Annotated in this window: 25 protein-coding genes; 12 read left to right on the top strand and 13 right to left on the bottom strand. The window is 70.8% G+C overall.

Annotated features, from left to right (window positions below):
• The gene (locus tag AB0E85_RS27405) at positions 1-729 is read left to right on the top strand and encodes an AzlC family ABC transporter permease (protein ID WP_361932305.1); all 729 of its coding nucleotides are present in this window, start codon (positions 1-3) and stop codon (positions 727-729) included.
• Positions 726-1,037, top strand: a complete 312-nt coding sequence (locus AB0E85_RS27400; protein ID WP_033308277.1) for an AzlD domain-containing protein — start codon at positions 726-728, stop codon at positions 1,035-1,037. The genes AB0E85_RS27405 and AB0E85_RS27400 overlap by 4 nt, the downstream gene beginning before the upstream one ends.
• Here AB0E85_RS27400 and AB0E85_RS27395 read toward each other — a convergent pair whose 3' ends face one another.
• Entirely contained in the window at positions 1,038-1,982 is a 945-nt protein-coding gene (locus tag AB0E85_RS27395; protein ID WP_361932303.1) for a hypothetical protein, read from the bottom strand.
• Positions 1,983-2,061: 79 nt separating this feature from the next.
• Here AB0E85_RS27395 and AB0E85_RS27390 point away from each other — a divergent pair, with 79 nt between their 5' ends.
• Positions 2,062-2,256, top strand: a complete 195-nt coding sequence (locus AB0E85_RS27390; protein ID WP_361932301.1) for a DUF3046 domain-containing protein — start codon at positions 2,062-2,064, stop codon at positions 2,254-2,256.
• A 154-nt stretch (positions 2,257-2,410) separates the two neighbouring features.
• Positions 2,411-3,673: an AI-2E family transporter gene (locus AB0E85_RS27385; RefSeq protein ID WP_361932299.1), complete on the top strand. Its 1,263-nt coding sequence runs from the start codon at positions 2,411-2,413 to the stop codon at positions 3,671-3,673.
• A 21-nt stretch (positions 3,674-3,694) separates the two neighbouring features.
• Here the strand turns inward: AB0E85_RS27385 and AB0E85_RS27380 are convergent, their stop codons facing one another.
• Positions 3,695-4,246 carry a hypothetical protein gene (locus tag AB0E85_RS27380; RefSeq protein ID WP_361932297.1) on the bottom strand — a complete coding sequence of 184 codons (552 nt, stop codon included), beginning with the start codon at positions 4,244-4,246 and terminating at the stop codon, positions 3,695-3,697.
• 268 nt (positions 4,247-4,514) lie between these two features.
• On the opposite strand from AB0E85_RS27380, the gene recA reads away from it, so the two are divergent.
• Entirely contained in the window at positions 4,515-5,639 is a 1,125-nt protein-coding gene (gene recA, locus AB0E85_RS27375; protein WP_361932294.1) for a recombinase RecA, read from the top strand.
• A 3-nt stretch (positions 5,640-5,642) separates the two neighbouring features.
• Positions 5,643-6,461 carry a recombination regulator RecX gene (recX, locus tag AB0E85_RS27370; RefSeq protein ID WP_361932292.1) on the top strand — a complete coding sequence of 273 codons (819 nt, stop codon included), beginning with the start codon at positions 5,643-5,645 and terminating at the stop codon, positions 6,459-6,461.
• Between the two features lie 78 nt (positions 6,462-6,539).
• Here the strand turns inward: recX and AB0E85_RS27365 are convergent, their stop codons facing one another.
• From AB0E85_RS27365 to AB0E85_RS27330, 8 genes are all read right to left on the bottom strand, one after another.
• Positions 6,540-6,959, bottom strand: coding sequence for a rhodanese-like domain-containing protein (locus AB0E85_RS27365; protein ID WP_361932289.1), 420 nt, complete (start codon positions 6,957-6,959; stop codon positions 6,540-6,542).
• Entirely contained in the window at positions 6,956-7,507 is a 552-nt protein-coding gene (locus AB0E85_RS27360; RefSeq protein ID WP_361932287.1) for a cysteine dioxygenase, read from the bottom strand. Before AB0E85_RS27360 ends, AB0E85_RS27365 begins: the two co-directional genes overlap by 4 nt.
• A gap of 98 nt (positions 7,508-7,605) precedes the next feature.
• Positions 7,606-7,677 carry a putative leader peptide gene (locus AB0E85_RS27355; RefSeq protein WP_310851512.1) on the bottom strand — a complete coding sequence of 24 codons (72 nt, stop codon included), beginning with the start codon at positions 7,675-7,677 and terminating at the stop codon, positions 7,606-7,608.
• A 108-nt stretch (positions 7,678-7,785) separates the two neighbouring features.
• Positions 7,786-9,393: an FAD-dependent monooxygenase gene (locus AB0E85_RS27350; RefSeq protein ID WP_361932284.1), complete on the bottom strand. Its 1,608-nt coding sequence runs from the start codon at positions 9,391-9,393 to the stop codon at positions 7,786-7,788.
• Between the two features lie 176 nt (positions 9,394-9,569).
• Positions 9,570-10,463, bottom strand: a complete 894-nt coding sequence (locus tag AB0E85_RS27345; RefSeq protein WP_361932281.1) for an amino acid ABC transporter permease — start codon at positions 10,461-10,463, stop codon at positions 9,570-9,572.
• A complete protein-coding gene (locus AB0E85_RS27340; protein ID WP_161361440.1) occupies positions 10,460-11,125 on the bottom strand; it encodes an amino acid ABC transporter permease in 666 nt (221 codons plus the stop codon). Before AB0E85_RS27340 ends, AB0E85_RS27345 begins: the two co-directional genes overlap by 4 nt.
• 84 nt (positions 11,126-11,209) lie before the next feature.
• Complete coding sequence (locus AB0E85_RS27335) at positions 11,210-12,046, bottom strand: glutamate ABC transporter substrate-binding protein (protein WP_361932279.1); 837 nt, start codon at positions 12,044-12,046, stop codon at positions 11,210-11,212.
• 80 nt (positions 12,047-12,126) lie between these two features.
• Entirely contained in the window at positions 12,127-12,903 is a 777-nt protein-coding gene (locus AB0E85_RS27330) for an amino acid ABC transporter ATP-binding protein (protein ID WP_097221293.1), read from the bottom strand.
• A gap of 290 nt (positions 12,904-13,193) precedes the next feature.
• Between AB0E85_RS27330 and AB0E85_RS27325 the strand changes: the two genes are divergently transcribed.
• Together AB0E85_RS27325 and AB0E85_RS27320 are read left to right on the top strand one after the other, a co-directional pair.
• Positions 13,194-13,880 carry a response regulator transcription factor gene (locus AB0E85_RS27325; protein ID WP_161361437.1) on the top strand — a complete coding sequence of 229 codons (687 nt, stop codon included), beginning with the start codon at positions 13,194-13,196 and terminating at the stop codon, positions 13,878-13,880.
• Positions 13,881-13,889: 9 nt separating this feature from the next.
• A complete protein-coding gene (locus AB0E85_RS27320) occupies positions 13,890-15,296 on the top strand; it encodes a HAMP domain-containing sensor histidine kinase (protein WP_361932276.1) in 1,407 nt (468 codons plus the stop codon).
• A 30-nt stretch (positions 15,297-15,326) separates the two neighbouring features.
• Here AB0E85_RS27320 and AB0E85_RS27315 read toward each other — a convergent pair whose 3' ends face one another.
• On the bottom strand, positions 15,327-16,328 hold the full coding sequence (locus tag AB0E85_RS27315; RefSeq protein ID WP_361932273.1) for a TAXI family TRAP transporter solute-binding subunit: 1,002 nt from the start codon (positions 16,326-16,328) through the stop codon (positions 15,327-15,329).
• Positions 16,329-16,423: 95 nt separating this feature from the next.
• Here AB0E85_RS27315 and AB0E85_RS27310 point away from each other — a divergent pair, with 95 nt between their 5' ends.
• A complete protein-coding gene (locus tag AB0E85_RS27310; protein WP_361932270.1) occupies positions 16,424-16,831 on the top strand; it encodes a MazG nucleotide pyrophosphohydrolase domain-containing protein in 408 nt (135 codons plus the stop codon).
• A 40-nt stretch (positions 16,832-16,871) separates the two neighbouring features.
• On the opposite strand, the gene AB0E85_RS27305 is transcribed toward AB0E85_RS27310, so the two are convergent.
• Both AB0E85_RS27305 and AB0E85_RS27300 read right to left on the bottom strand, forming a co-directional pair.
• Positions 16,872-18,089 carry a cation:proton antiporter gene (locus AB0E85_RS27305; protein WP_361932267.1) on the bottom strand — a complete coding sequence of 406 codons (1,218 nt, stop codon included), beginning with the start codon at positions 18,087-18,089 and terminating at the stop codon, positions 16,872-16,874.
• 4 nt (positions 18,090-18,093) lie between these two features.
• Positions 18,094-18,579, bottom strand: coding sequence for a TrkA C-terminal domain-containing protein (locus AB0E85_RS27300; RefSeq protein WP_062929441.1), 486 nt, complete (start codon positions 18,577-18,579; stop codon positions 18,094-18,096).
• Between the two features lie 206 nt (positions 18,580-18,785).
• Between AB0E85_RS27300 and AB0E85_RS27295 the strand changes: the two genes are divergently transcribed.
• The 3 genes from AB0E85_RS27295 to miaB all read left to right on the top strand — a co-directional run bounded on the left by AB0E85_RS27295 (position 18,786) and on the right by miaB (position 21,983).
• The gene (locus AB0E85_RS27295) at positions 18,786-19,751 is read left to right on the top strand and encodes a sensor histidine kinase (protein ID WP_361932264.1); all 966 of its coding nucleotides are present in this window, start codon (positions 18,786-18,788) and stop codon (positions 19,749-19,751) included.
• A complete protein-coding gene (locus AB0E85_RS27290; RefSeq protein WP_361932261.1) occupies positions 19,751-20,404 on the top strand; it encodes a response regulator transcription factor in 654 nt (217 codons plus the stop codon). The genes AB0E85_RS27295 and AB0E85_RS27290 overlap by 1 nt, the downstream gene beginning before the upstream one ends.
• A gap of 64 nt (positions 20,405-20,468) precedes the next feature.
• Positions 20,469-21,983 carry a tRNA (N6-isopentenyl adenosine(37)-C2)-methylthiotransferase MiaB gene (gene miaB, locus AB0E85_RS27285; RefSeq protein WP_361932259.1) on the top strand — a complete coding sequence of 505 codons (1,515 nt, stop codon included), beginning with the start codon at positions 20,469-20,471 and terminating at the stop codon, positions 21,981-21,983.
• The last annotated feature ends 11 nt before the right edge of the window (positions 21,984-21,994 follow it).

The following is a 21,994-nucleotide window of genomic DNA, read 5'->3' as shown; positions in this document are numbered from 1 at the left end:
GTGGCAGATCGGACAGCTCTCGAAGACGAAGACGTGGACATCGGTGGGAAGGCGGACCGGGCCGTCGTACGCGACGCCCTCGGAGTGGGGGTGGCCGTCGGGCTGTCCGGGTTCGCCTTCGGGGTGACCTCGGCCGGCAGCGGACTCACGCTGCTCCAGACGTGCGCGCTCAGCCTCCTGGTGTTCACCGGCGCCTCCCAGTTCGCCCTGGTGGGGGCTCTCGCGGCCGGAGGCGGCCCGTTCACCGCCGCCGCTGGGGCCCTCTTCCTCGGCGTGCGGAACGCCTTCTACGGCTTGCGTCTGTCGCAGCTGCTGGGGCTCCCGCGCGCGGTGCGGCCGTTCGCCGCCCAGTGGGTGATCGACGAGACGGCAGCCGTCGCGCTCGCCCAGCCCACGCGCCGTGCCGCGCGGCTCGGATTCGTCGTGACCGGGCTGACCCTGTACCTCCTGTGGAACCTCACGACTCTGCTCGGTGCCCTGGGCGCCGAGGCCATCGGGGACACCGACGCGTGGGGCCTGGACGCCGCCGGGCCCGCGGTCTTCCTGGCCCTGCTCGCGCCGATGCTGAAGACCGGCGCCGAGCGGGCCGTGGCCGGGCTCGCCGTGCTGCTGGGGCTCGGGCTGCTGCCCGTCCTGCCCGCCGGGGTACCGGTGCTGCTGGCCGCGCTGGCGGCGCCGGCCGTGCTGTGGGCGGACGGCCGGCGCCGGGGACGGGGGGACGCGCGGTGAACGTCTGGATCGCGATCGGTGTGACCGTCCTCGGGTGCTACGCCGTCAAGCTCGCCGGGCTCCTGGTGCCGGCGGGAGCTCTGGAGCGGCCCCTCGTCAAACGCCTCGCCGCGCTGCTGCCCGTCGCGCTGCTCGCGGCCCTCACCGCCCAGCAGACCTTCGCCGACGGGCAGACGCTGGTGCTGGACGCGCGGGCCGCCGGACTCGCCGCCGCAGCCGTCGCGCTCATGCTGCGTGCCCCGTTCCTGCTGGTCGTCGCCGCGGCCGTGCTGGTGACCGCCGGGGCGCGGGCCATGGGGGCCGGATGATCAGTGGATGGCGCGGCCGTACGCACTGAGCACGCGCAGGGCCTCGATCGTGACCAGCGGACGTGCCTCCAGGGCCGGGGCCGGGGCCCAGTGGCGCCACCGGACGGGCCAGCCGCCGTCCTCCTGCTGCTGCGCGGCCAGATGGTCCAGGGACCGGGTCATCTCGTCGTCCGTGAACCACGCGCGCGCGAGGGAGCGCGGTGTCCGCGCGTAGTCGTACGGGAAGTGGTGCTCCCCCGGGGCGTAGCCGGGGGACACCGGATACGCGTCGAGGTCGCCGGGATCCAGGGCCGCGAGGCGGTGCGTGCGGACCAGGCGGCCGAGACGGGCGGCGGCCGCCTCCGCGCGCGGGCGGTCGGGGGCGGAGTCCAGGAAGGCCACGGCGGCCTCGATCTCGTACGGGTGCGACTTCTCCAGGGACTCGACCGCCTGCCAGCAGAAGTCCGTCGCCCGGAAGAGCCAGGCGTGCCACACCTCGTTGCGGTGCAGCAGTCCCACCACCGGCCCGGTGGCCAGCAGGTCGCTGGGCGGATCGTCCACCACCGTCACGAAGGGAGCCGTGGGGTAGTCGCGCTGGCTCGGGTGGATCGCCGGGAGGGCGCCGTCCGCCGTGGACACGGACGTCAGATAGCGGCACATGCGCTCCACGCGCTGGCCGGCGCAGCGTCCGACCGCGTCCAGCACACGCAGGGCGTGCGCGGTGTGCAACGGCTGGCTGACCGGCCCGCGCAGATCGGGCTCCAGCGCGTGGCCGTACCCGCCGTCGTCGTTGCGGTAGGCGTCCAGGGCCGTCTCCACCGGGTCGGCGGCGGCGCCCCGGAAGTGGTGGGCGAAGCGGCGCTGCTCGAGCACACGCGCGGTGAGCCAGACGAAACGCTCCGCGCGCGCGATGGGGCTGTGCCGCGGGGGCGTCGGGGGGACTTCGGTAGCTCCTGTTTCGGCCATGGGTCAGACCGTAGGGCGCGAAGGGGCGCCGGCAGGCGGTCACGGCCCAGGCCCACCCCAGGGGCGGGATACTGGAGGCATGCGGTTGACGGTCTTCTGGCAGCGAATGGCGGAGCACTTCGGTCCTGGTTACGCCGAAACCTTCGCGCGCGATCACGTGATGTCCGAGCTGGGCGGGCGCACGGTGAACGAGGCGCTGGATGCCGGCTGGGGCGCCAAAGAGGTCTGGCAGGTGGTGTGCTCGGTGATGGACGTGCCCCGTGAGAGGCGCTGAGCGCTTCGAGCGAGCGACGGAAACCACAGGCTGTCGGCCTCGGACGTCGCCGCCCGGTCATGAAGGTCGCCGCCCGGTCATGAAGATCGCAGGGCGGTCATGAAGATCGCAGGGCGGGCAGACGGCTGTCGGTGGCGTGGGCGAGACTTGGACCGTGGCACCCACTGACGAGACCGGGCAGGCAGCCCAGCACTCCCCAGCTTCCGGTACGACGCCGCCCCTCCGGCCCCCGGTCGGCGGGGCCGGGGCGAACGGCCGCATGCCGCGCTGGCTGCCCCGTGCCATGGTGCTCGCGCTCGCCCTCGTCGCTGTGTTCCAGCTGGGCAGCTGGGCCTTCCACCAGCTCACCGGCCTGCTGATCAACATCCTCATCGCGTTCTTCCTGGCGCTCGCCATCGAGCCCGCGGTGAGCTGGATGGCGTCGCGCGGCATGCGCAGAGGGTTCGCCGCGTTCGTCGTCTTCATCGGCGTGATGGTTGTGTCGGCCGGTTTCGTCACCCTGCTCGGTTCCGTCCTCGCGGACCAGATCATCAAACTGATCGAGGGGTTCCCCGAGTACCTCGACTCCGTCATCAACTGGATCAACACGCACTTCAGGACCGACCTGAAACGCGTCGACATCCAGGAGGGCCTGCTCCGCTCCGACTGGCTGCGCAACTACGTCCAGAACAGCGCCACAGGCGTCCTGGACGTGTCCGCCCAGGTCATCGGGGGCCTCTTCCAACTGCTCACGATCGCCCTGTTCTCGTTCTACTTCGCCGCGGACGGCCCGCGACTGCGTCGCGCCATCTGCTCCGTCCTGCCGCCCGCCCGCCAGGCCGAGGTGCTGCGCGCGTGGGAGATCGCCGTGAACAAGACCGGCGGCTACATCTACTCCCGCGGCCTGATGGCGCTGATCTCCGGTGTGGCGCACTTCGTCCTGCTGCAAGCCCTGGACGTGCCCTACGCGCCCGTGCTCGCCGTATGGGTGGGTCTGGTGTCGCAGTTCATCCCCACCATCGGCACCTACCTCGCGGGCGCCCTGCCCATGCTGATCGCGTTCACGGTGGACCCCTGGTACGCGCTGTGGGTGCTGATCTTCGTCGTGATCTACCAGCAGTTCGAGAACTACGTGTTGCAGCCCAAGCTGACCTCCAAGACGGTCGACATCCACCCCGCCGTCGCCTTCGGCTCGGTCATCGCGGGCACCGCCCTCCTCGGCGCCGTCGGCGCGCTGATCGCCATCCCCGCCATCGCCACGCTCCAGGCGTTCCTTGGGGCGTATGTCAGGCGCTACGACGTCACGGACGACCCCCGGGTGCACGGCCACCGACGTGGGGAAGGGGCGGGCCTGCTCACGCGCGCGAGGGCGGTGTGGGCGCGGCGGCCGGGGATGGAGCGGCCCGGCGACGGGGGTTCGGGGGAGCGCCCTTCCTGAGCGGTCCGAGCAGGCCGGTTCCTACGACGTCGCCTTCAACAGGCTCGCCCGCTCGTCGGACGGGATGAGCCCGTCCGGCAGGGTCCGGTCGTCCAGCAGACCGTGCACCAGTTCGGCATGCTCGGAGAACACGGCCCGGCAGCGTGCGCGTTCCGGGTGGTCGCGGTCGCTGCCCAGGAACCGGATCGCCTGCTCACTGCATCCGTCGACGGGGTGCGAGAGCTCCGCGACGACGAACAGGACCTCGACCAGCTCGGTCCGCACCGGCACCGCCGGATCGGCGGCGAGGCGGAGCAGGAAGGGAAGCGCCGCAGGCATGGCAGGGCCCAGCGTGAAGGCACTGTCCATCAGGACGTTGCAGAGCACCCGCTCGGCCTCGGCAGCCGCGGTGGGGTCGAGCAGACCGCGCAGGAGGGCGGGGACCCCGGCGGGGCACTCCGGGAAGTCTGCCCAGGCGATGTCCTCGCAGCCGCGCAGTGCGGGGTGATCCCGGCCGGCGCGTGGTGCCTCCGGGAACTCCCGCAGGAACCGTGCGACGGCGGCTTCCTTGCCCGCCGCGGTGATCCGGCACATCCCATCTCCCCCTTGCGTGCGCGCACCGTCTGTGCAGGCGCACGGTACTCCGGCCCGCGCGGTGCCGCATGGTGCGCTTGACACGAAAATCGAACATCCATTCTCATGGAGGCACCGGCGAAGCTCAACGAAGGGCATTTCGACGTACTTTGGGTAGGTAAATGCCCGAGTTATCCACAGGCCGGACGTGCGTCGGGGCGCATTGTCAGTGGCAGGCGCTAGCGTCTTTGACGTGAAGCGATCGACTCAAGCAAATCGGGTGGAACCCATGGCAGGAACCGACCGCGAGAAGGCCCTTGATGCCGCTCTCGCACAGATTGAACGGCAGTTCGGCAAGGGCGCGGTCATGCGCATGGGCGACCGGACCAAGGAGCCCATCGAGGTCATCTCGACCGGGTCCACCGCCCTGGACGTGGCCCTCGGCGTGGGTGGACTGCCCCGCGGCCGTGTCGTCGAGATCTACGGACCGGAATCCTCCGGTAAGACCACCCTGACCCTGCACGCGGTGGCGAACGCGCAGAAGGCCGGAGGCCAGGTCGCCTTCGTCGACGCGGAGCACGCACTCGACCCCGAGTACGCGAAGAAGCTCGGCGTCGACATCGACAACCTCATCCTCTCCCAGCCGGACAACGGCGAGCAGGCCCTGGAGATCGTGGACATGCTGGTCCGCTCCGGCGCCCTCGACCTCATCGTCATCGACTCCGTCGCCGCGCTCGTCCCGCGCGCGGAGATCGAGGGCGAGATGGGCGACAGCCACGTCGGTCTCCAGGCCCGCCTGATGAGCCAGGCCCTGCGGAAGATCACCAGCGCGCTCAACCAGTCCAAGACCACCGCGATCTTCATCAACCAGCTCCGCGAGAAGATCGGCGTGATGTTCGGCTCCCCGGAGACCACGACCGGTGGCCGGGCGCTGAAGTTCTACGCCTCGGTGCGCATCGACATCCGCCGCATCGAGACCCTGAAGGACGGCACGGAGGCGGTCGGCAACCGCACCCGCTGCAAGGTCGTCAAGAACAAGGTCGCGCCGCCCTTCAAGCAGGCCGAGTTCGACATCCTCTACGGCCAGGGCATCAGCCGTGAGGGCGGCCTGATCGACATGGGTGTGGAGCACGGCTTCGTCCGCAAGGCCGGCGCCTGGTACACGTACGAGGGCGACCAGCTCGGCCAGGGCAAGGAGAACGCGCGCAACTTCCTGAAGGACAACCCCGACCTGGCCAACGAGATCGAGAAGAAGATCAAGGAGAAGCTGGGCGTCGGCGTGCGTCCCGAGGAGCCGGCCACCGAGCCGGGCACGGACGCCGCGGTCTCCGCACCGGCCGACGAGGCACCCGCCGTCCCCGCCCCGGCACCGGCCAAGACCGCCAAGTCCAAGGCCGCCGCAGCCAAGAGCTGACCCGTGACACGGCGAACCGACTGGGCGGAGTACGAGTACGCCGCCTCCGGCGTCCCACGGGGGAGGGGCACCGGAGGCGACATGCGCTCAGCCCTGGACAGGGAGGACGGCTCCGGGGGCGCACCCCCCGAGGGCGACCGGCTGCACGACGACGGGGACGACACCGGGCCGCACGGGGGCGGCTCACCCGGAAGCGGCCCGCGTGACGGCGGGCCGCGCGGCAGGCGCGGTCGTCGTCGGCGTGGCTTCGGCGAGACGGCCCCCGATGCCGAGGACGGAGGTGTCCCTTCCTCGTCGAGGGCCGAGCAGGAGCCACCTCCTGGGGACCCGGTCGAGCAGGCTCGGGCGATCTGCCTGCGCCTGCTCACCGGGACCCCGCGGACCCGTAAGCAACTCGCCGACGCCCTGCGCAAGCGACAGATCCCGGACGACGCGGCCGAGGAAGTGCTGTCCCGGTTCGAGGAGGTCGGCCTCATCAACGACGGGGCCTTCGCGGACGCCTGGGTGGAATCCCGTCACCACGGGCGGGGGCTGGCCCGGCGTGCGCTCGCCCGTGAACTGCGAACCAAGGGCGTCGACCCCACAGTGATCGATGAGGCCGTCTCCCAGCTCGACTCCGAGCAGGAGGAGGCGACCGCAAGGGAACTCGTCGACCGCAAGCTCCGCTCCACCCGCGGCCTCGACCGAGACAAACGCCTCCGACGCCTCGCGGGCATGCTCGCCCGCAAGGGCTACTCCGAGGGTATGGCGCTGCGCGTGGTGAGGCAGGCGCTGGAGGAAGAGGGCGAGGACACGGAGTTCCTCGCGGACGAGGGGTTCTGAACCGGCGGTCGGCCGACGCACCGACAGGTCCTGGGGGCCCGGCCGACCGACGCACCGACAGGCCCTGGGGGCTCCGGCTCACACCACCGGAAGCCCCGCCCCTCGCCATGCCTGGAAGCCGCCCACCAGATCCGTGGCCCGGTGCAGTCCCAGCTGGTGCAAGGACTGCGCCGCGAGACTGGACGCGTAGCCCTCGTTGCAGATCACGACGATGCGCAGGGCGTGGCTCGTGGCCTCGGGGAGGCGGTGGCTGCCCCGGGGGTCGAGGCGCCACTCCAGTTCGTTGCGCTCGACGACCAGGGCGCCGGGGATGAGGCCGTCCCGTTCGCGCAGGGCGGCGTAGCGGATGTCGACCAGGAGTGCGTCGCCGGCCCGGGCGGCGTCGTACGCCTCCTGCGGTTCGATGCGTTCGTAGCCCGCTCGGACACGCTCCAGCAACGTGTCGATGCCGACGGGCTGTTGGGGGTCGTGGCTCGCCGGCCCGGGTGTGGTGCTCACTGCCAGTCCTCCGGTCGCTCGACCTGCTCCAGGCGCAGGACCGGACCGCTGCGGCTGTAGCGGCGGATCTGCGGCAGGGGCGGATAGTAGGCGTGGACGGAGATCGCGTGCCGGTCCGTGGACTCGTTGAGCACCTCGTGCACGTGGTGCCGGCCGAAGGCGCGGCCCTGGCCGGCCCGCAGCCGGCGTTCCCGGTCCGCGTCCTCGCTGAGTTCCAGGGTCTTCCAGCCGTCGGTGGGCAGCCGCGCGGCGAGCGAGTTCTCCTTGAGCTCGCCCGACGCGGTCAGGAAGGCGCCGACCGAGTCGGCGTGGTCGTGCCAGCCGGTGCCCGTGCCGGGTGGCCAGCCGATCAGCCAGGCCTCGCTGCCGCCCGGCCCCTCCAGCCGCACCCAGGTGCGGCCCTCCGGATCGAGCGGCAGGGAGTCGATCAGCGTGGTGTCGGCGGCCGTGCGCCGGACGAAGTCGTAGAGGTCGGCCTGCGTGGGAGCCGAACCGGCAGAGGAGACGGGTGAGGTAGCAGCTGGGGATGCAGAGGGGGCTACAGACACGGGTTGCCGTCCTGAGGGTCCTGATGAGGGTTCGCGAAGGAGGCGCGGAAGCCGACGCGGCGAGAGCGCGGCGCGCACAGGGGAAGTGGAATGCGAAGTCAGCAGGACGGGCGACACACGCAGCCCGCATAACGGAGGAGGTCCATATGGACCCTCCGCCACAGGCGCACACAGGTGTCGGTCACGAACCGGAGTACACCACGGCCGCCCGGACCGGTCAACTCACTGTCACCATGCGGACGCACCGTGACAGTGAGCACATCACCGCGGGATCGAGGTCAGCGCGAGCCCGCCGAAGCACCGGCCTCCGCCTGTGCCTTCACCGGTCCGCCCACGGTGGCCTCCGCCGCCGCGTACAGGTCGGCCGGGCGCACTCCGCCCAGCGCGGTGACGAGGTGCCCGTCGGGACGCACCAGAAGCACCGTGTGCGCGGCCGCGCCCGGATAGCTCTCGGCGACGAGCAGTTCGGCCGGGTGCGGCAGTGCCGTGACCGCCGCCGCGAGCTGCGGCATGATGCCGGCGCCGACCCAGTGCCTGCGCTCCCAGACGCCCGTGCCCGGCGCGATCAGCACCACGAGCAGCGCGCCGCGGCCGAGCCGGTCCCGCAGCTGTACGAAGGTGCCGTCCTCCGCGGTGACCCGGACGTCGGTGACCGGTGCGCCGAGCGGTGTGTCGACCGGGACCTGCCCTTCGAGGTGTTGGGGTGCGAGCGGCGAGTCGGCGTACGCCCCCGGCGCGCCGAGCTGGCCGTGACCCAGGTGACCCTCCGTGAGAAGGGCGTCGTGGCCCCGGGAGGAGCCGGGTACGACGGCGCGCAGCCCCGCACCGCCCCGCAGCAGCGGCAGCGCCTGGTCGGCGGCGCGGAGCCGGGCGGCGACGACAGCCCGGCGTTCCGTCTGGTAGCTGTCGAGGAGCGCTTCGTGCGGCCCGTGGTGCCACGCCAGGGCCAGCTTCCAGGCGAGGTTGTCGGCGTCCCGCAGGCCCTCGTCCAGCCCGTGCGTGCCCAGCGCGCCGAGCAGGTGGGCGGCGTCCCCGGCGAGGAACACACGGTCGGCCCGCCAGCGGCGGGCCAGCCGGTGGTGGACGGTGTGGACACCGGTGTCCAGCAACTCGTACGGCGGGGTCGTGCCGCCCGCCCAGCCGGCCAGGGTCTCCCGGATACGGGTGAGCAGCAGTTCGGGTGTGACCAGGTCCTTGCCGGGCGGCAGGAGCCAGTCCAGGCGCCAGACGCCGTCCGGCAGCGGTCGGGCGGTGACTTCGCCGGCGGAGGGTCCGGACGTGCGCCAGGGCGGCAGACGGTGCAGCAATGCCTCGTCGTGCCAGGGCAGTTCCGTACGGAGTGTGGCGACGGCGTGACGTTCCACCGCCGTACGGCCCGGGAAACGGATGTCCTGGATCTTGCGCACGGTCGAGCGGGGGCCGTCGCAGCCGACCAGGAAACTGCCGCGCCACCAGGTGCCCTTGGGGCCGCGGGTGTGGGCGGTGACGCCGGAGGGCTCCTGCTCGATCCCGTCGAGGCGGCTCTCCACGGCGACTTTGACGAGCCGTTCGCCGGTGAGGGCGGCGCGCAGGGCGCCGGTCAGCACGTGCTGGGCGATGTGCAGGGGAGCGGGCTCGGTACCGTCGAAGACGACCTCGCGCATCACCTGCTTGCGCCGCATCGACCGCCATCCGGCCCAGTGCGCACCGGCCCGGGCGAGGGGCATGCCGGTCAGCCGCTCCATCAGGGCGGCGGTGTCCTCGCGCAGGACGACGGTGCGCGCCGCGCGGGGTTCGTCCTTGCCCGGGCCCTCGTCGAGGACGACGCAGGGGACTTCCTGACGGGCCAGCGCAAGCGCGAGCGTGAGCCCGACGGGCCCCGCTCCGACGATGATCACCGGGTCCACGGCGTGGCGCCCCCTGCCCGCGGTGGTGTCCTGAGAGACGTAGGTGAACAAGAAGTTGGAGCAGGGTGCACGATCACAGAACGTATGCAACCCATTGCCGGTGCTTGCGTCAAGTGACGAGGGGCAGTGGCGATCATGCCACTGCCCCTGAGTGTGTCACGTGAGGTGACCGGGTGTCAGACGGTGCCTCCGGCGCCGGTCCCCGTCGTGCCGGCGATCTCCGCGTCGTTCGCGCCCACGACCGCGCCGGTCGACTTCTTCGCCTGCCGCAGCCGGCGCTCCAGCCAGCTGGCGAACGAGGTGAGGGCGAAGTTGAGCGCGATGAAGATGACGGCCACGACGGTGAAGCTGGCGATGACGTTCGCGCCGTAGTAACCGCTCATGGTGTTCGCCGAGGAGAGCAGCTCGGAGTAGGTGAGGACAGCGCCGCCCAGTGCGGTGTCCTTCACGATGACGACGAGCTGGCTCACGATGGCGGGGAGCATCGCGGTGACGGCCTGCGGCAGCAGGATCAGGCGCATCAGCTGGCCCTTGCGCAGGCCGATCGCCATCGCCGCTTCGGACTGGCCCTTGGGCAGGGCGAGGATGCCCGCCCGGACGATCTCGGCGAGAACCGAAGCGTTGTACAGGACCAGGCCGGTGACGACCGCGTACAGCGGACGGTCGTCGGAGGAGACGTTGGTGTACTCGGCGAACAGAGCGAGGCCGAAGATCATCAGCACCAGCACGGGGATGGAGCGGAAGAACTCCACCACGACCGCGGCCGGGACCCTGACCCACGCGTGGTCCGACAGACGGGCGATACCGAGAACCGCGCCGAGCGGCAGCGCGATGATCACCGCCAGGGCGGCGGCCTTCAAGGTGTTCTGCAGACCCGGCCAGATGTACGTGGACCAGGCCTCGGTGTGGACGAACGGCTCCCACAGGGCCCATTCCAGCTGGCCCTTGTCCTTGAGGGTCTTGAACACCCACCACAGCAGGGCCGCCACGGCGACCAGGAAGACCACCGTGAGGACGACGTTGCGCCGCTTGGCGCGAGGCCCCTGAGCGTCGTACAGAACGGAGCTCATCGCTTCACCGCCACCTTCTTGCCCACCCAGCCGAGGATCAGGCCGGTCGGCAGCGTCAGGACCACGAAACCGAACGCGATGATCGCTGAGATCAGCAGCAGCTGTGCCTCGTTCTCGATCATCTCCTTCATCAGTACCGCCGCTTCGGCGACACCGATGGCGGCGGCCACCGTGGTGTTCTTGATAAGGGCGATGAGCACGTTTGCCAGCGGTACGACGGACGAACGGAACGCCTGTGGCAACACGACCAGGCCCAGCACCTGGTTGAAACTGAGCCCGATCGCGCGGGCCGCCTCCGCCTGCCCGACGGGCACCGTGTTGATGCCGGAGCGCAGCGCCTCGCACACGAAGGACGAGGTGTAGAGAATCAGGCCGAGGACGGCGAGCCGGAAGTTGATCGTCTCGACGTCGTTCGCGCCGAGGGAGACTCCCAACGTCTGGTTCAGGCCCAGCGACGTGAACAGGATGATGACGGTCAACGGAATGTTCCGCACGATGTTCACGTACGCGGTCCCGAAGGCGCGCATCAGCGGCACCGGGCCGACGCGCATGGCGGCCAGCAGAGTGCCCCAGATCAGGGAGCCGACGGCGGAGAGCACAGCGAGCTGCACTGTCGTCCAGAAGGCTCCCAGCAGGTCGTAATCCTCAAGAAAGTCGAACACGATCTCCCGTGCTTCCGCGTGTAGGGATGCCCACGCCGGTGCGCCGCCCCTTCCGGTGGGCGGCGCACCCTGTCAGGCGCTGCTTCAGCTCTTGATCTCGCCGATCTTCGGCGCCGGCTCGTTCTTGTAGTTGGCCGGACCGAGGTTCTTGTCCACGGCCTCCTGCCAGGCCTTGTCGGCGACCATGTCCTCAAGGGCCTTGTTGATCTTGTCCTTGAGGTCGCTGCCCTTCTTGACCCCGATGCCGTAGTTCTCGTTGGTCAGCTTGAAGCCGCCGAGCTTGAACTTGCCCTTGAACTGCGACTGGGCGGCGTAACCGGCGAGGATCGAGTCGTCGGTGGTCAGCGCGTCCACGGCACCGTTCTGCAGACCGGGCAGGCAGGCGGAGTACGTCGGGTACGGCTGCAGCTGCGCCTTGGGGGCGAGCTTGTCCTTGACGTTCTGCGCCGAGGTGGAGCCGGTGACCGAGCAGAGCTTGGCGTTGTTCAGGTCCTCCGGCGACTTGATCTTGTTGTCGTCCGCCCGGACCAGAACATCCTGGTGCGCCAGCAGGTAGGGACCGGCGAAGTCGACCTTCTCCTGGCGCTCCGGGGTGATCGAGTAGGTCGCGGCGATGAAGTCGACGTCACCACGCTGGAGCATGGTCTCGCGGTCGGCGCTCTTCGCTTCCTTCCACTCGATCTGGTCCTCGTTGTAACCGAGCTTCTTCGCGACGTACGTGGCGACGTCGACGTCGAAGCCGGCGTAACCCTGCGGCGTCTTCTGGCCGAGGCCGGGCTGGTCGAACTTGATGCCGACCGTGATCGTCTTGCCGCCGCCGTCGGAACCGGAGTCGTTGCCCGAGTCGCCGCCGCACGCGGTGGCGGTGAGGGCGAGAGCGAAGACGGTGGCCGAGGCGGCGGTGACCTTGCGGAGCTTCATGATGAACATCCTTTGGCTGGTGAAGAGATGCGGACCCTCGCGGGGTGGGCGACAGGCGCGCTCGGGCGCGACCCGCGCCGTCAGTGATGCAGGATCTTCGACAGGAAGTCCTTGGCACGATCGCTGCGCGGATTGCTGAAGAACTGGTCGGGCGCAGCCTCCTCGACGATTCGGCCGTCTGCCATGAACACCACGCGGTTTGCGGCCGATCGTGCGAAACCCATCTCATGGGTGACGACGATCATGGTCATGCCGTCGCGGGCGAGCTGCTGCATGACCTCCAGCACCTCGTTGATCATCTCGGGGTCGAGCGCGGAGGTCGGCTCGTCGAAGAGCATCACCTTCGGCTCCATGGCCAGCGCCCGTGCGATGGCGACGCGCTGCTGCTGGCCGCCCGAGAGCTGGGCCGGGTACTTCTCGGCCTGCGCGCCCACGCCGACCCGGTCGAGCAGGGCCCGGGCCCGCTCCTCGGCCGCCTTCTTGTCCTTCTTGCGGACCTTGATCTGGCCGAGCATCACGTTCTCGAGCACGGTCTTGTGCGCGAAGAGGTTGAAGGACTGGAAGACCATCCCGACGTCGGCGCGCAGTTTCGCGAGCTCCTTGCCCTCGGCGGGCAGCGGCTTGCCGTCGATCGTGATCGTGCCGGAGTCGGTCGTCTCCAGGCGGTTGATGGTGCGGCACAGGGTGGACTTGCCGGACCCGGAGGGTCCGATGACCACGACGACTTCACCGCGGGCGATCGTCAGGTCGATGTCCTGGAGTACGTGCAACGCGCCGAAGTGCTTGTTGACGCTCTTCAGGACGACCAGTTCTCCGGTCGCGGCCACATCTTCCTTGGCCACCGATACTTCGGTCATCGCTCTCAGGCTCCGTCCTCCTCGGTTTCGGAGGACAGTAGTAACCCCGTACGACCTGCGTCATTACATCTGAGGGGAATCTGAGCATCACGATCCGATAGCAATCGGACACGTGTCGTAGTAGTGGGGAGCGGCGCTCATACCAGCCGGGTAACGGAAGCGGTCCGCAACCGGAACCCTCTTGACGCCGTCCTCATCCATCAGCGTGACTGCACAGGGTGCACGCGCGCGCGTGCACGCGTTTTTGTACACATCTAGATCGTACGGCCAGTGAACCGAAGGGGGACCGGATGAGACTGCTGCTCGTCGAGGACGACAACCACGTCGCCGCCGCCCTGTCGGCGGTTCTGGCACGGCACGGGTTCGACGTCACGCACGCGCGCAGCGGTGAGGAGGCCCTCCAGGCACTCGTCCCCGAGGGTGACTGCTTCGGCGTCGTCCTCCTCGACCTCGGCCTGCCCGACCAGGACGGGTACGAGGTCTGCGGCAAGATCCGCAAGCGCACCAGCACGCCGGTGATCATGGTCACCGCCCGCTCCGACGTGCGCTCCCGCATCCACGGTCTCAACCTGGGCGCCGACGACTACGTGGTGAAGCCCTACGACACCGGGGAGCTGCTCGCCCGCATCCACGCCGTGAGCCGGCGCACCTCCCACGAGGACACCTCCAGCGGTATCGAGACCGAGCTGCGGCTCGGCCCGGTGCACATCGAGCTGCCCACCCGCCGGGTCAGCGTGGACGGGTCGGTGGTCCAGCTGACCCGCAAGGAGTTCGACCTGCTGGCCCTGCTGGCGCAGCGGCCCGGGGTGGTCTTCCGCCGGGAGCAGATCATCAGCGAGGTGTGGCGGACCAGCTGGGAGGGGACCGGGCGCACCCTGGAGGTGCATGTGGCGTCCCTGCGCGCCAAGCTGCGGATGCCGGCCCTCATCGAGACCGTACGCGGAGTCGGATACCGGCTCGTCGCGCCTGCCGGTTAGCGGGGCCGGGTGCGCACTCGTCTGCTCCCGCTGCTCATCATCCTGATGGCGGCCGTGCTGCTCGCCCTCGGCGTCCCGCTCGCCGTCAGCCTCGCCGGCGCACAGCAGCAGAAGGTCGTCGTCGACCGGATCGACGACACGGCACGCTTCGCGGCCCTCGCGCAGTTCGTCACCGACTCGCCCGACGGGACCACCGGCGCGTTCGAGAACGAGCGGCTGGCCACCCTCAGCAGCGAGCTGCGCAGCTACTACGAGGTCTACGGCATCCGCTCCGGTGTCTTCTACCGCACCGGCAGGCCCATGGCCCACGCACCGGCCAAGTGGTCCCTGCCCGAGGAGGGCGAGGTCCGGGACGCCTTCGACGAGGCGAAGCTCAGCCGCCGCAGCCACGACCCGAAGCAGGTGTGGCCCTGGCAGCGCCGCAACCTCGTGGTGGCCTCGCCGGTCATCCGGGACGGGGACGTCGTCGCGGTCGTCGTCACCGACTCGCCCACCGGACAGATGCGCTCGCGCACCCTGCACGGATGGCTCGTCATCGGCGCGGGTGAGTTCGCCGCGATGCTGCTGGCCGTCGGTGCCGCCCTGCGGCTGACCGGCTGGGTGCTCAAGCCCGTACGGGTCCTGGACGCCACCACCCACGACATCGCCACCGGGCGGCTCAAGTCCCGGGTCGCGGCCGCCGGCGGGCCGCCGGAACTCCAGCGCCTGGCACGGTCGTTCAATGAGATGGCCGACAACGTCGAGGACGTGCTGGAGCAGCAGCGCGCGTTCGTCGCCGATGCCTCGCACCAGCTGCGCAACCCCCTCGCGGCGCTGCTGCTGCGCATCGAGCTGCTCTCCTTCGAGCTGCCCGAGGGCAACAAGGAGATCGCCTCGGTCCAGGCCGAGGGCAAGCGTCTCGCGCAGGTCCTGGACGACCTGCTCGACCTGGCGCTGGCCGAGCACACCGAGGCGGATCTGAAGGTCACCGACATCGGCGAGCTCGCCGCCGAGCGCCTCGCGGCCTGGGCCCCGACCGCCGAGGCCAAGGGCGTACGCCTGGTGGGGGACTGCCCGCCGACGACCGCGTGGGCCGACCCCGTCGCCCTGTCCAGCGCGCTGGACGCGATCATCGACAACGCGGTGAAGTTCACGCCCGAGGACGAGACCGTCGAGGTGAGCGTCGCCTCCCACGGCGACACCTCCACCGTCGTCGTCACCGACCACGGCCCCGGTCTCACCGACGAGGAGCTGGCCCGCGTCGGCGACCGCTTCTGGCGCAGCGGCCGGCATCAGAACGTCAAGGGCTCGGGCCTCGGGCTGTCCATCTCGCGGGCGCTGCTCGCGGCGGGCGGCGGTTCGATCGCGTACGACCGTCACGAGCCGCACGGGCTGAAGGTGACGGTGGCGGTGCCGCGGTCGGCACCCACGGCCTGACGCGGGGCGGGGAGCGGGAGGGGCCGGGCGCTACGGCTTGACCGACTGGTAGTAGCGCTGGGCACCGGCATGCAGTTGCAGCGGGTCGGTGTAGATCGCGGTGCGCACGTCGACCAGCTGGGCGGAGTGGACCTTCTCCCCGATGAGGTCCCGGCTGTCCAGCACCGTACGGGTCAGCCACTCGGTGAGCCGGGGATCCATGTCGCTGCGGGTGACCAGCAGGTTGGACACCGCGAGGGTCGGCACCGGCTCGCCGCGCTGGATGCGGGGATAGGCCGACTCCGGCATCTTCGTGGCGCGGTAATAGCGCGTGGCGCCGCCCTGGTCGTGCAGCTTGGCCACGAGCGTGGCGTCGATCGGCACGAACCGGAAGGCCGATGCCGACTTGTTGGCCAGGCGGCTGAGGCCGTCCGTGGGCAGCCCACCCGACCAGAAGAACGCGTCGAGGCCGTGCCCCAGGCGCTTGGGCCCGGTGTCGATGCCGTCCGAGGACGGCTGGATGTCCTTCTCGGGGTCGATGCCGGCCGCCTTGAGCACACCGTTGGCTATCAGCCGTACGCCGGAGTCGGGCAGCCCTATGGCCACGCGTTTGCCCCGCAGGTCGGCGACGGAGCGGATGTCCGAGTCGGGTGGGACGACGAGCTGCACGTAGTCGTCGTACAGGCGGGCGACGCCACGCAGCCGGTCCGCGCCGGGGCTGTTGTCGAGCTTGTACGTGGCGACCGCGTCGGCAGCGGCGATCGCGAAGTCGGCCTTGCCGGTCGCCACGTCGGCGACGTTCTCCTGCGAGCCGGCGCTGGTCAGCAGCCGCACCTTCAGGTCGGGCATGTCCTTGTCGATCTCGTTGCGCAGGAGTTTGCCGTACTCGTGGTACACCCCCGCCCGGGTGCCCGTGCTGAAGGTGATCGTCCCGCTCGGCGGTTCCTCGGCCCAGGGACGCAGCCACCACAGGAGCAGGCCGAGGACCACGAGGGCGGCGGTGCCGCCCTGCAGGGCCCGGCGCCTGCCGATGGGGGGGAGCGTTCTGGACATGCGGGCGATCCTGCCAGCCGGGGTGCCCCGCTGACCAGGGCAGGGGTCACAGGGCCGGAGCGGGACTGTCAGTGGGCGCCACTACAGTCGCCCCCATGAGCTCTTCGCCCGCCGACCTGGTCCGTGCGTTCCACCTCGCCTTCGGCCTGGACGCCCGCAGCACGCCCACGGAGGTCTCCCCGGCTCTGGCGGCCCACCGGGGTGAGCTCCTCGCGGAGGAGGCCCGGGAGGTCGCCGAGGTGTCGGTGCACGGCCCGCTCGACCGGCTCGCGCACGAACTGGCGGACGTGGTCTACGTCGCGTACGGCACCGCCCTCGTGCACGGCATCGACCTGGACGCGGTGCTCGCCGAGATCCACCGCTCCAACATGACGAAGATCGGCCCTGACGGCTCGGTCTCCCGCCGCGAGGACGGCAAGGTTCTCAAGGGCGAGCACTACGAGGCGCCGGACGTACGGCGGGTGCTGCGCAGCCAGGGGTGGGCGCCGGGCGGTGGTGCCTGACCAGGGGGTCGCGCTCCGGGCCGCCCGGCCCACCCTCTCCTCAGTCGGCGACCGGTGCCTCGGCCTCGGCCGTCCGGGGCGCGGGCTCCGGTCGGCCGGGCTCGCGGCGCCGGCCCCACCAGGTCGCCACCGGCTCGGTGTAGCGCGCGGTGAGCGGGCCGACAACGACCAGGATCAGCACGTAGGCCGTGGCCAGCGGGCCGAGGGACGGTTCGACCCCGGCCGCGACCGCCAGGCCCGCGATGACGATGGAGAACTCACCGCGGGCCACCAGCGCGCCACCCGCCCGCCAGCGGCCCTTCACGGAGATCCCGGCCCGCCGGGCCGCCCAGTATCCGGTGGCGATCTTCGTGAGCGCGGTGACGACGGCCAGTCCGAGGGCCGGCAGCAGGACGGGCGGGATGCTCGACGGGTCGGTGTGCAGCCCGAAGAAGACGAAGAACACGGCCGCGAACAGGTCACGCAGGGGACTCAGCAGGGTGTGCGCGCCCTCCGCGACCTCTCCCGAGAGAGCGATGCCCACCAGGAAGGCGCCCACCGCCGCCGACACCTGGAGCTGCTGGGCGACGCCCGCGACCAGGATCGTCAGACCCAGCACGACCAGCAGCAGTTTCTCCGGGTCGTCGCTGGAGACGAACCGCGAGATGAGCCTTCCGTAGCGTACGGCCACGAACAGCACGAGACCGGCCGCGCCCAGCGCGATCGCCAGGGTCACGCTGCCGGCCATCAGCCCGACGCCCGCCACCAGCGCCGTGACGATGGGCAGGTACACCGCCATCGCCAGATCCTCCAGCACCAGCACGCTGAGGATCACCGGCGTCTCCCGGTTGCCGACCCGGCCCAGATCACCCAGCACCTTGGCGATCACACCGGAGGACGAGATCCAGGTGACACCGGCCAGGACGACGGCGGCCACCGGGCCCCACCCGAGCAGCAGCGCCACGGCTGCGCCGGGCAGCGCGTTGAGGGCGCAGTCGACCAGACCGGAGGGGTAGTGGGTCTTGAGGTTGGAGACCAGGTCGGTCGCCGTGTACTCCAGGCCCAGCATCAGCAGCAGGAGGATGACGCCGATCTCCGCGCCGATGGCGACGAACTCCTCGCTCGCGCCCAGCGGCAGCAGACCGCCCTCACCGAAGGCCAGACCGGCCAGGAGGTACAGCGGTATCGGCGAGAGCTGGAAGCGGCCGGCGAACCGGCCCAGCAGGCCGAGGCCGAGAATGATGGAACCGAACTCGATGAGCAGAACCGCGGAGTGCAACGGCTCACTCCCGCTCGAGTATGGTCGCGGCCGCGTCGACACCCTCGCGGGTCCCGACGACGATCAGAGTGTCACCACCGGCCAGCCGGAAGTCCGGCGCGGGCGACGGGATGGCCTCGGCCCGGCGCAGCACGGCCACCACCGAGGCACCCGTCTCGGTCCGCATCCGCATGTCGCCCAGCAGCCGCCCGTTCCAGCGCGAGGTGGCGGCCACCTCGATCCGCTCGGCGACCAGCCCCAGATCGGTGGTGTACAGCAGGCTCGGGCTGTGGTGGGACGGCTTCAGCGCGTCGATCAGCGACCCCGCCTCCGAGCTGGTCAGCTTCAGGGACTGGGCGCAGGAGTCGGGGTCGTCGGGCCGGTACACGTTCACCGTGCGCGTGCCGTCGCGGTGCGCCACCACCGACAGATGGCGGTGTTCACGGGTCTCCAGGTCGTACTGGACCCCGATACCCGGCAGCGGCGTCGCCCTGAGGCGCGGAGCTGACACGTTACTTCCCCTTGTTCGTCACGTTTGTCGTACTTTGGCTGGCTGATGAACGGTCTCGATCACCGAACGGGTCAAGTCCGCATGCTCCCATCCGGCCGTACGGTGACGACATGGGTGTCGTGACGGATATACGCAGCGGCCGGCCGCCGGAGAGGGTGGAGGGGGCCGTGCAGGGTGCGAAGCCGGGAAGGAGCGGATCCGGAAGCGTGTCGTTGTTCTGGCGGATCTTCTCGCTCAACGCCACCGGCCTGGTCGTGGCCACGGCGCTGCTGCTCGGCCCCGTCACCGTGTCCACCCCCGTCCTCGCGGGCGAGGCCCTCGTCCTGCTCTGCGGCCTGGTGGTGCTGCTCGCGGGCAACGCCCTCGTGCTGCGGTTCGGCCTGGTGCCCCTTCAGCGGCTGGACCGGGCCATGGCCACGGCGGACCTGCTGCGGCCGGGCTCCCGGCCGGTGGTCGCGGGACCGGCCGAGACGGCCGGGCTGATCACGACGTACAACACCATGCTCGACCGGCTGGAGGCCGAACGGGCCGTCGGCGCCGCCCGGGCGCTGTCCGCACAGGAGAGCGAACGGCACCGGATCGCGCGGGAGCTCCACGACGAGGTCGGGCAGACCCTGACCGCCGTCCTCCTCCAGCTCAAGCGCGTCGCCGACCGCGCGCCCGAGGACCTTCGCGAGGAGGTCGGCCAGGCGCAGGAGGCGACCCGCGCCGGCCTGGACGAGATCCGCCGGATCGCCCGCCGGCTGCGCCCCGGCGTCCTGGAGGAACTCGGGCTGGCCAGCGCCCTGCGCTCGCTCGCCGGCGAGTTCACCACCCATGGGCTGACCGTGCGCCACCACATCACCGGCGACCTCCCCGCCCTGACCCCGGAAGCGGAACTCGTCGTCTACCGGGTCGCCCAGGAGGGGCTGACCAACACCGCCCGCCACGCGGCCGCCGACCGCGCCGAACTCCGCCTCCAGCCGGCCCCGGGCGGCGTCGAACTCCTCGTCCGCGACAACGGCACCGGCCTCGGCCACGCCCCCGAGGGCGCCGGCATCACGGGCATGCGCGAACGCGCCCTGCTGATCGGTGCCGCCCTGGCCCTGGAACCGGCCCCGGGCGGGGGCACCGGCATACGGCTGCGCATTCCGGTGACAGCAGGCGTCCCCGCGACGGAAGGACCCCGCTGATGTCCCCACCGATCCGCGTCCTGCTCGCCGACGACCACACCCTCGTACGCCGGGGCGTGCGCCTCATCCTGGACGGGGAACCGGACCTGACGGTCGTCGCCGAGGCCGGCGACGGGGCCGAGGCCGTCGCCAAGGCTCGGGAAACGCCGGTGGACCTGGCCGTCCTGGATGTGGCCATGCCCCGGATGACCGGCCTCCAGGCCGCCCGTGAACTCTCCCGCCGGCTGCCCGGCCTGCACATCCTCATCCTGACGATGTACGACAACGAGGAGTACTTCTTCGAGGCGCTCAGGGCCGGAGCCAGCGGTTACGTCCTCAAGTCCGTGGCGGACCGCGACCTGGTCGAGGCCTGCCGGGCGGCCGTGCGCGACGAGCCGTTCATCTACCCGGGCGCCGAACGCGCCCTCGTCCGCTCCTACCTGGAGCGGCTGCACCGGGGCGACGGCCTGCCGGAGCGGGCCATCACCGAACGCGAGGAGGAGATCCTCAAGCTGGTCGCCGAGGGTCACACCTCCAAAGAGATCGGCGAACTGCTCTTCATCAGCGCCAAGACGGTCGAGCGCCACCGCGCCAACCTCCTCCAGAAGCTCGGCATGCGCGACCGCCTGGAGCTGACCCGCTATGCGATCAGGGCCGGACTCATCGAGCCCTGAGACCGGTGCCGCGGTTGTCCACAGGCGGCCGAGCCACTTTCGCCGACCGCCTACCCTTGTCCCCATGAGCAGCATCGACCGGAGCCAGTCAGTGGGCGGCACGCGCACATACGAGGTACGCACCTACGGGTGCCAGATGAACGTCCACGACTCCGAGCGGTTGTCCGGACTGCTGGAGGACGCGGGCTACGTCCGCGCCCCCGAGGGCGCCGACGAGGCGGACGTCGTCGTCTTCAACACCTGCGCCGTGCGGGAGAACGCCGACAACAAGCTGTACGGCAACCTCGGCCACCTCGCCCCGAAGAAGGCGAGCCGCCCCGGCATGCAGATCGCGGTCGGCGGCTGCCTCGCCCAGAAGGACCGCGACACCATCGTGAAGCGGGCGCCCTGGGTGGACGTCGTCTTCGGCACGCACAACATCGGCAAGCTGCCCGTCCTGCTGGAACGCGCTCGCGTGCAGGAGGAGGCGCAGGTCGAGATCGCCGAGTCGCTGGAGGCGTTCCCCTCGACGCTGCCCACCCGCCGCGAGAGTGCCTACGCGGCCTGGGTCTCCATCTCCGTCGGCTGCAACAACACCTGCACCTTCTGTATCGTCCCGGCCCTGCGCGGCAAGGAGAAGGACCGCCGCCCCGGCGACATCCTCGCCGAGATCGAGGCCCTGGTGGCCGAGGGCGTCTCCGAGATCACGCTGCTCGGGCAGAACGTCAACGCGTACGGCTCGGACATCGGCGACCGCGAGGCCTTCAGCAAGCTGCTGCGGGCCTGCGGGAAGATCGACGGCCTGGAGCGCGTCCGCTTCACCTCCCCGCACCCGCGGGACTTCACCGACGACGTCATCGCCGCCATGGCCGAGACGCCGAACGTGATGCCGCAGCTGCACATGCCGCTCCAGTCCGGCTCCGACCCCGTTCTGAAGGCGATGCGCCGCTCCTACCGCCAGGAGCGCTTCCTGGGGATCATCGAGAAGGTCCGCGCCGCCATCCCGCACGCCGCGATCAGCACGGACATCATCGTGGGCTTCCCCGGCGAGACCGAGGAGGACTTCGAGCAGACGCTGCACGTGGTGCGCGAGGCGCGCTTCGCCCAGGCCTTCACCTTCCAGTACTCCAAGCGCCCCGGCACCCCGGCCGCCGAGATGGACGGCCAGATCCCCAAGAAGGTCGTCCAGGAGCGCTACGAGCGGCTCGTCGCCCTCCAGGAGGAGATCTCCTGGGAGGAGAACAAGAAGCAGGTCGGCCGCACGCTGGAGCTGATGGTCGCCGAGGGCGAGGGCCGCAAGGACGACACCACCCACCGCCTGTCCGGCCGCGCCCCGGACAACCGCCTGGTCCACTTCACCAAGCCGGATCAGGAGGTCCGCCCCGGCGACGTCGTCACCGTCGAGATCACCTACGCCGCCCCGCACCACCTCCTCGCCGAGGGCCCCGTGCTGGACGTGCGCCGTACGCGCGCCGGCGACGCCTGGGAGAAGCGGAACGCGGCCGAGAAGGCCAAGCCCGTCGGCGTGATGCTGGGACTGCCGAAGATCGGCGCCCCCGAGCCGCTGCCGGCCGTGGCGAGCGGGTGCGGCTGCGACTGACGCCCGGACCG

Source organism: Streptomyces sp. NPDC029044, assembly GCF_040637495.1.
Lineage (GTDB): Bacteria > Actinomycetota > Actinomycetes > Streptomycetales > Streptomycetaceae > Streptomyces.
The sequence above is the reverse complement of the archived record's forward strand: the minus strand, read 5'-3'. Positions and strand labels throughout refer to the sequence as shown.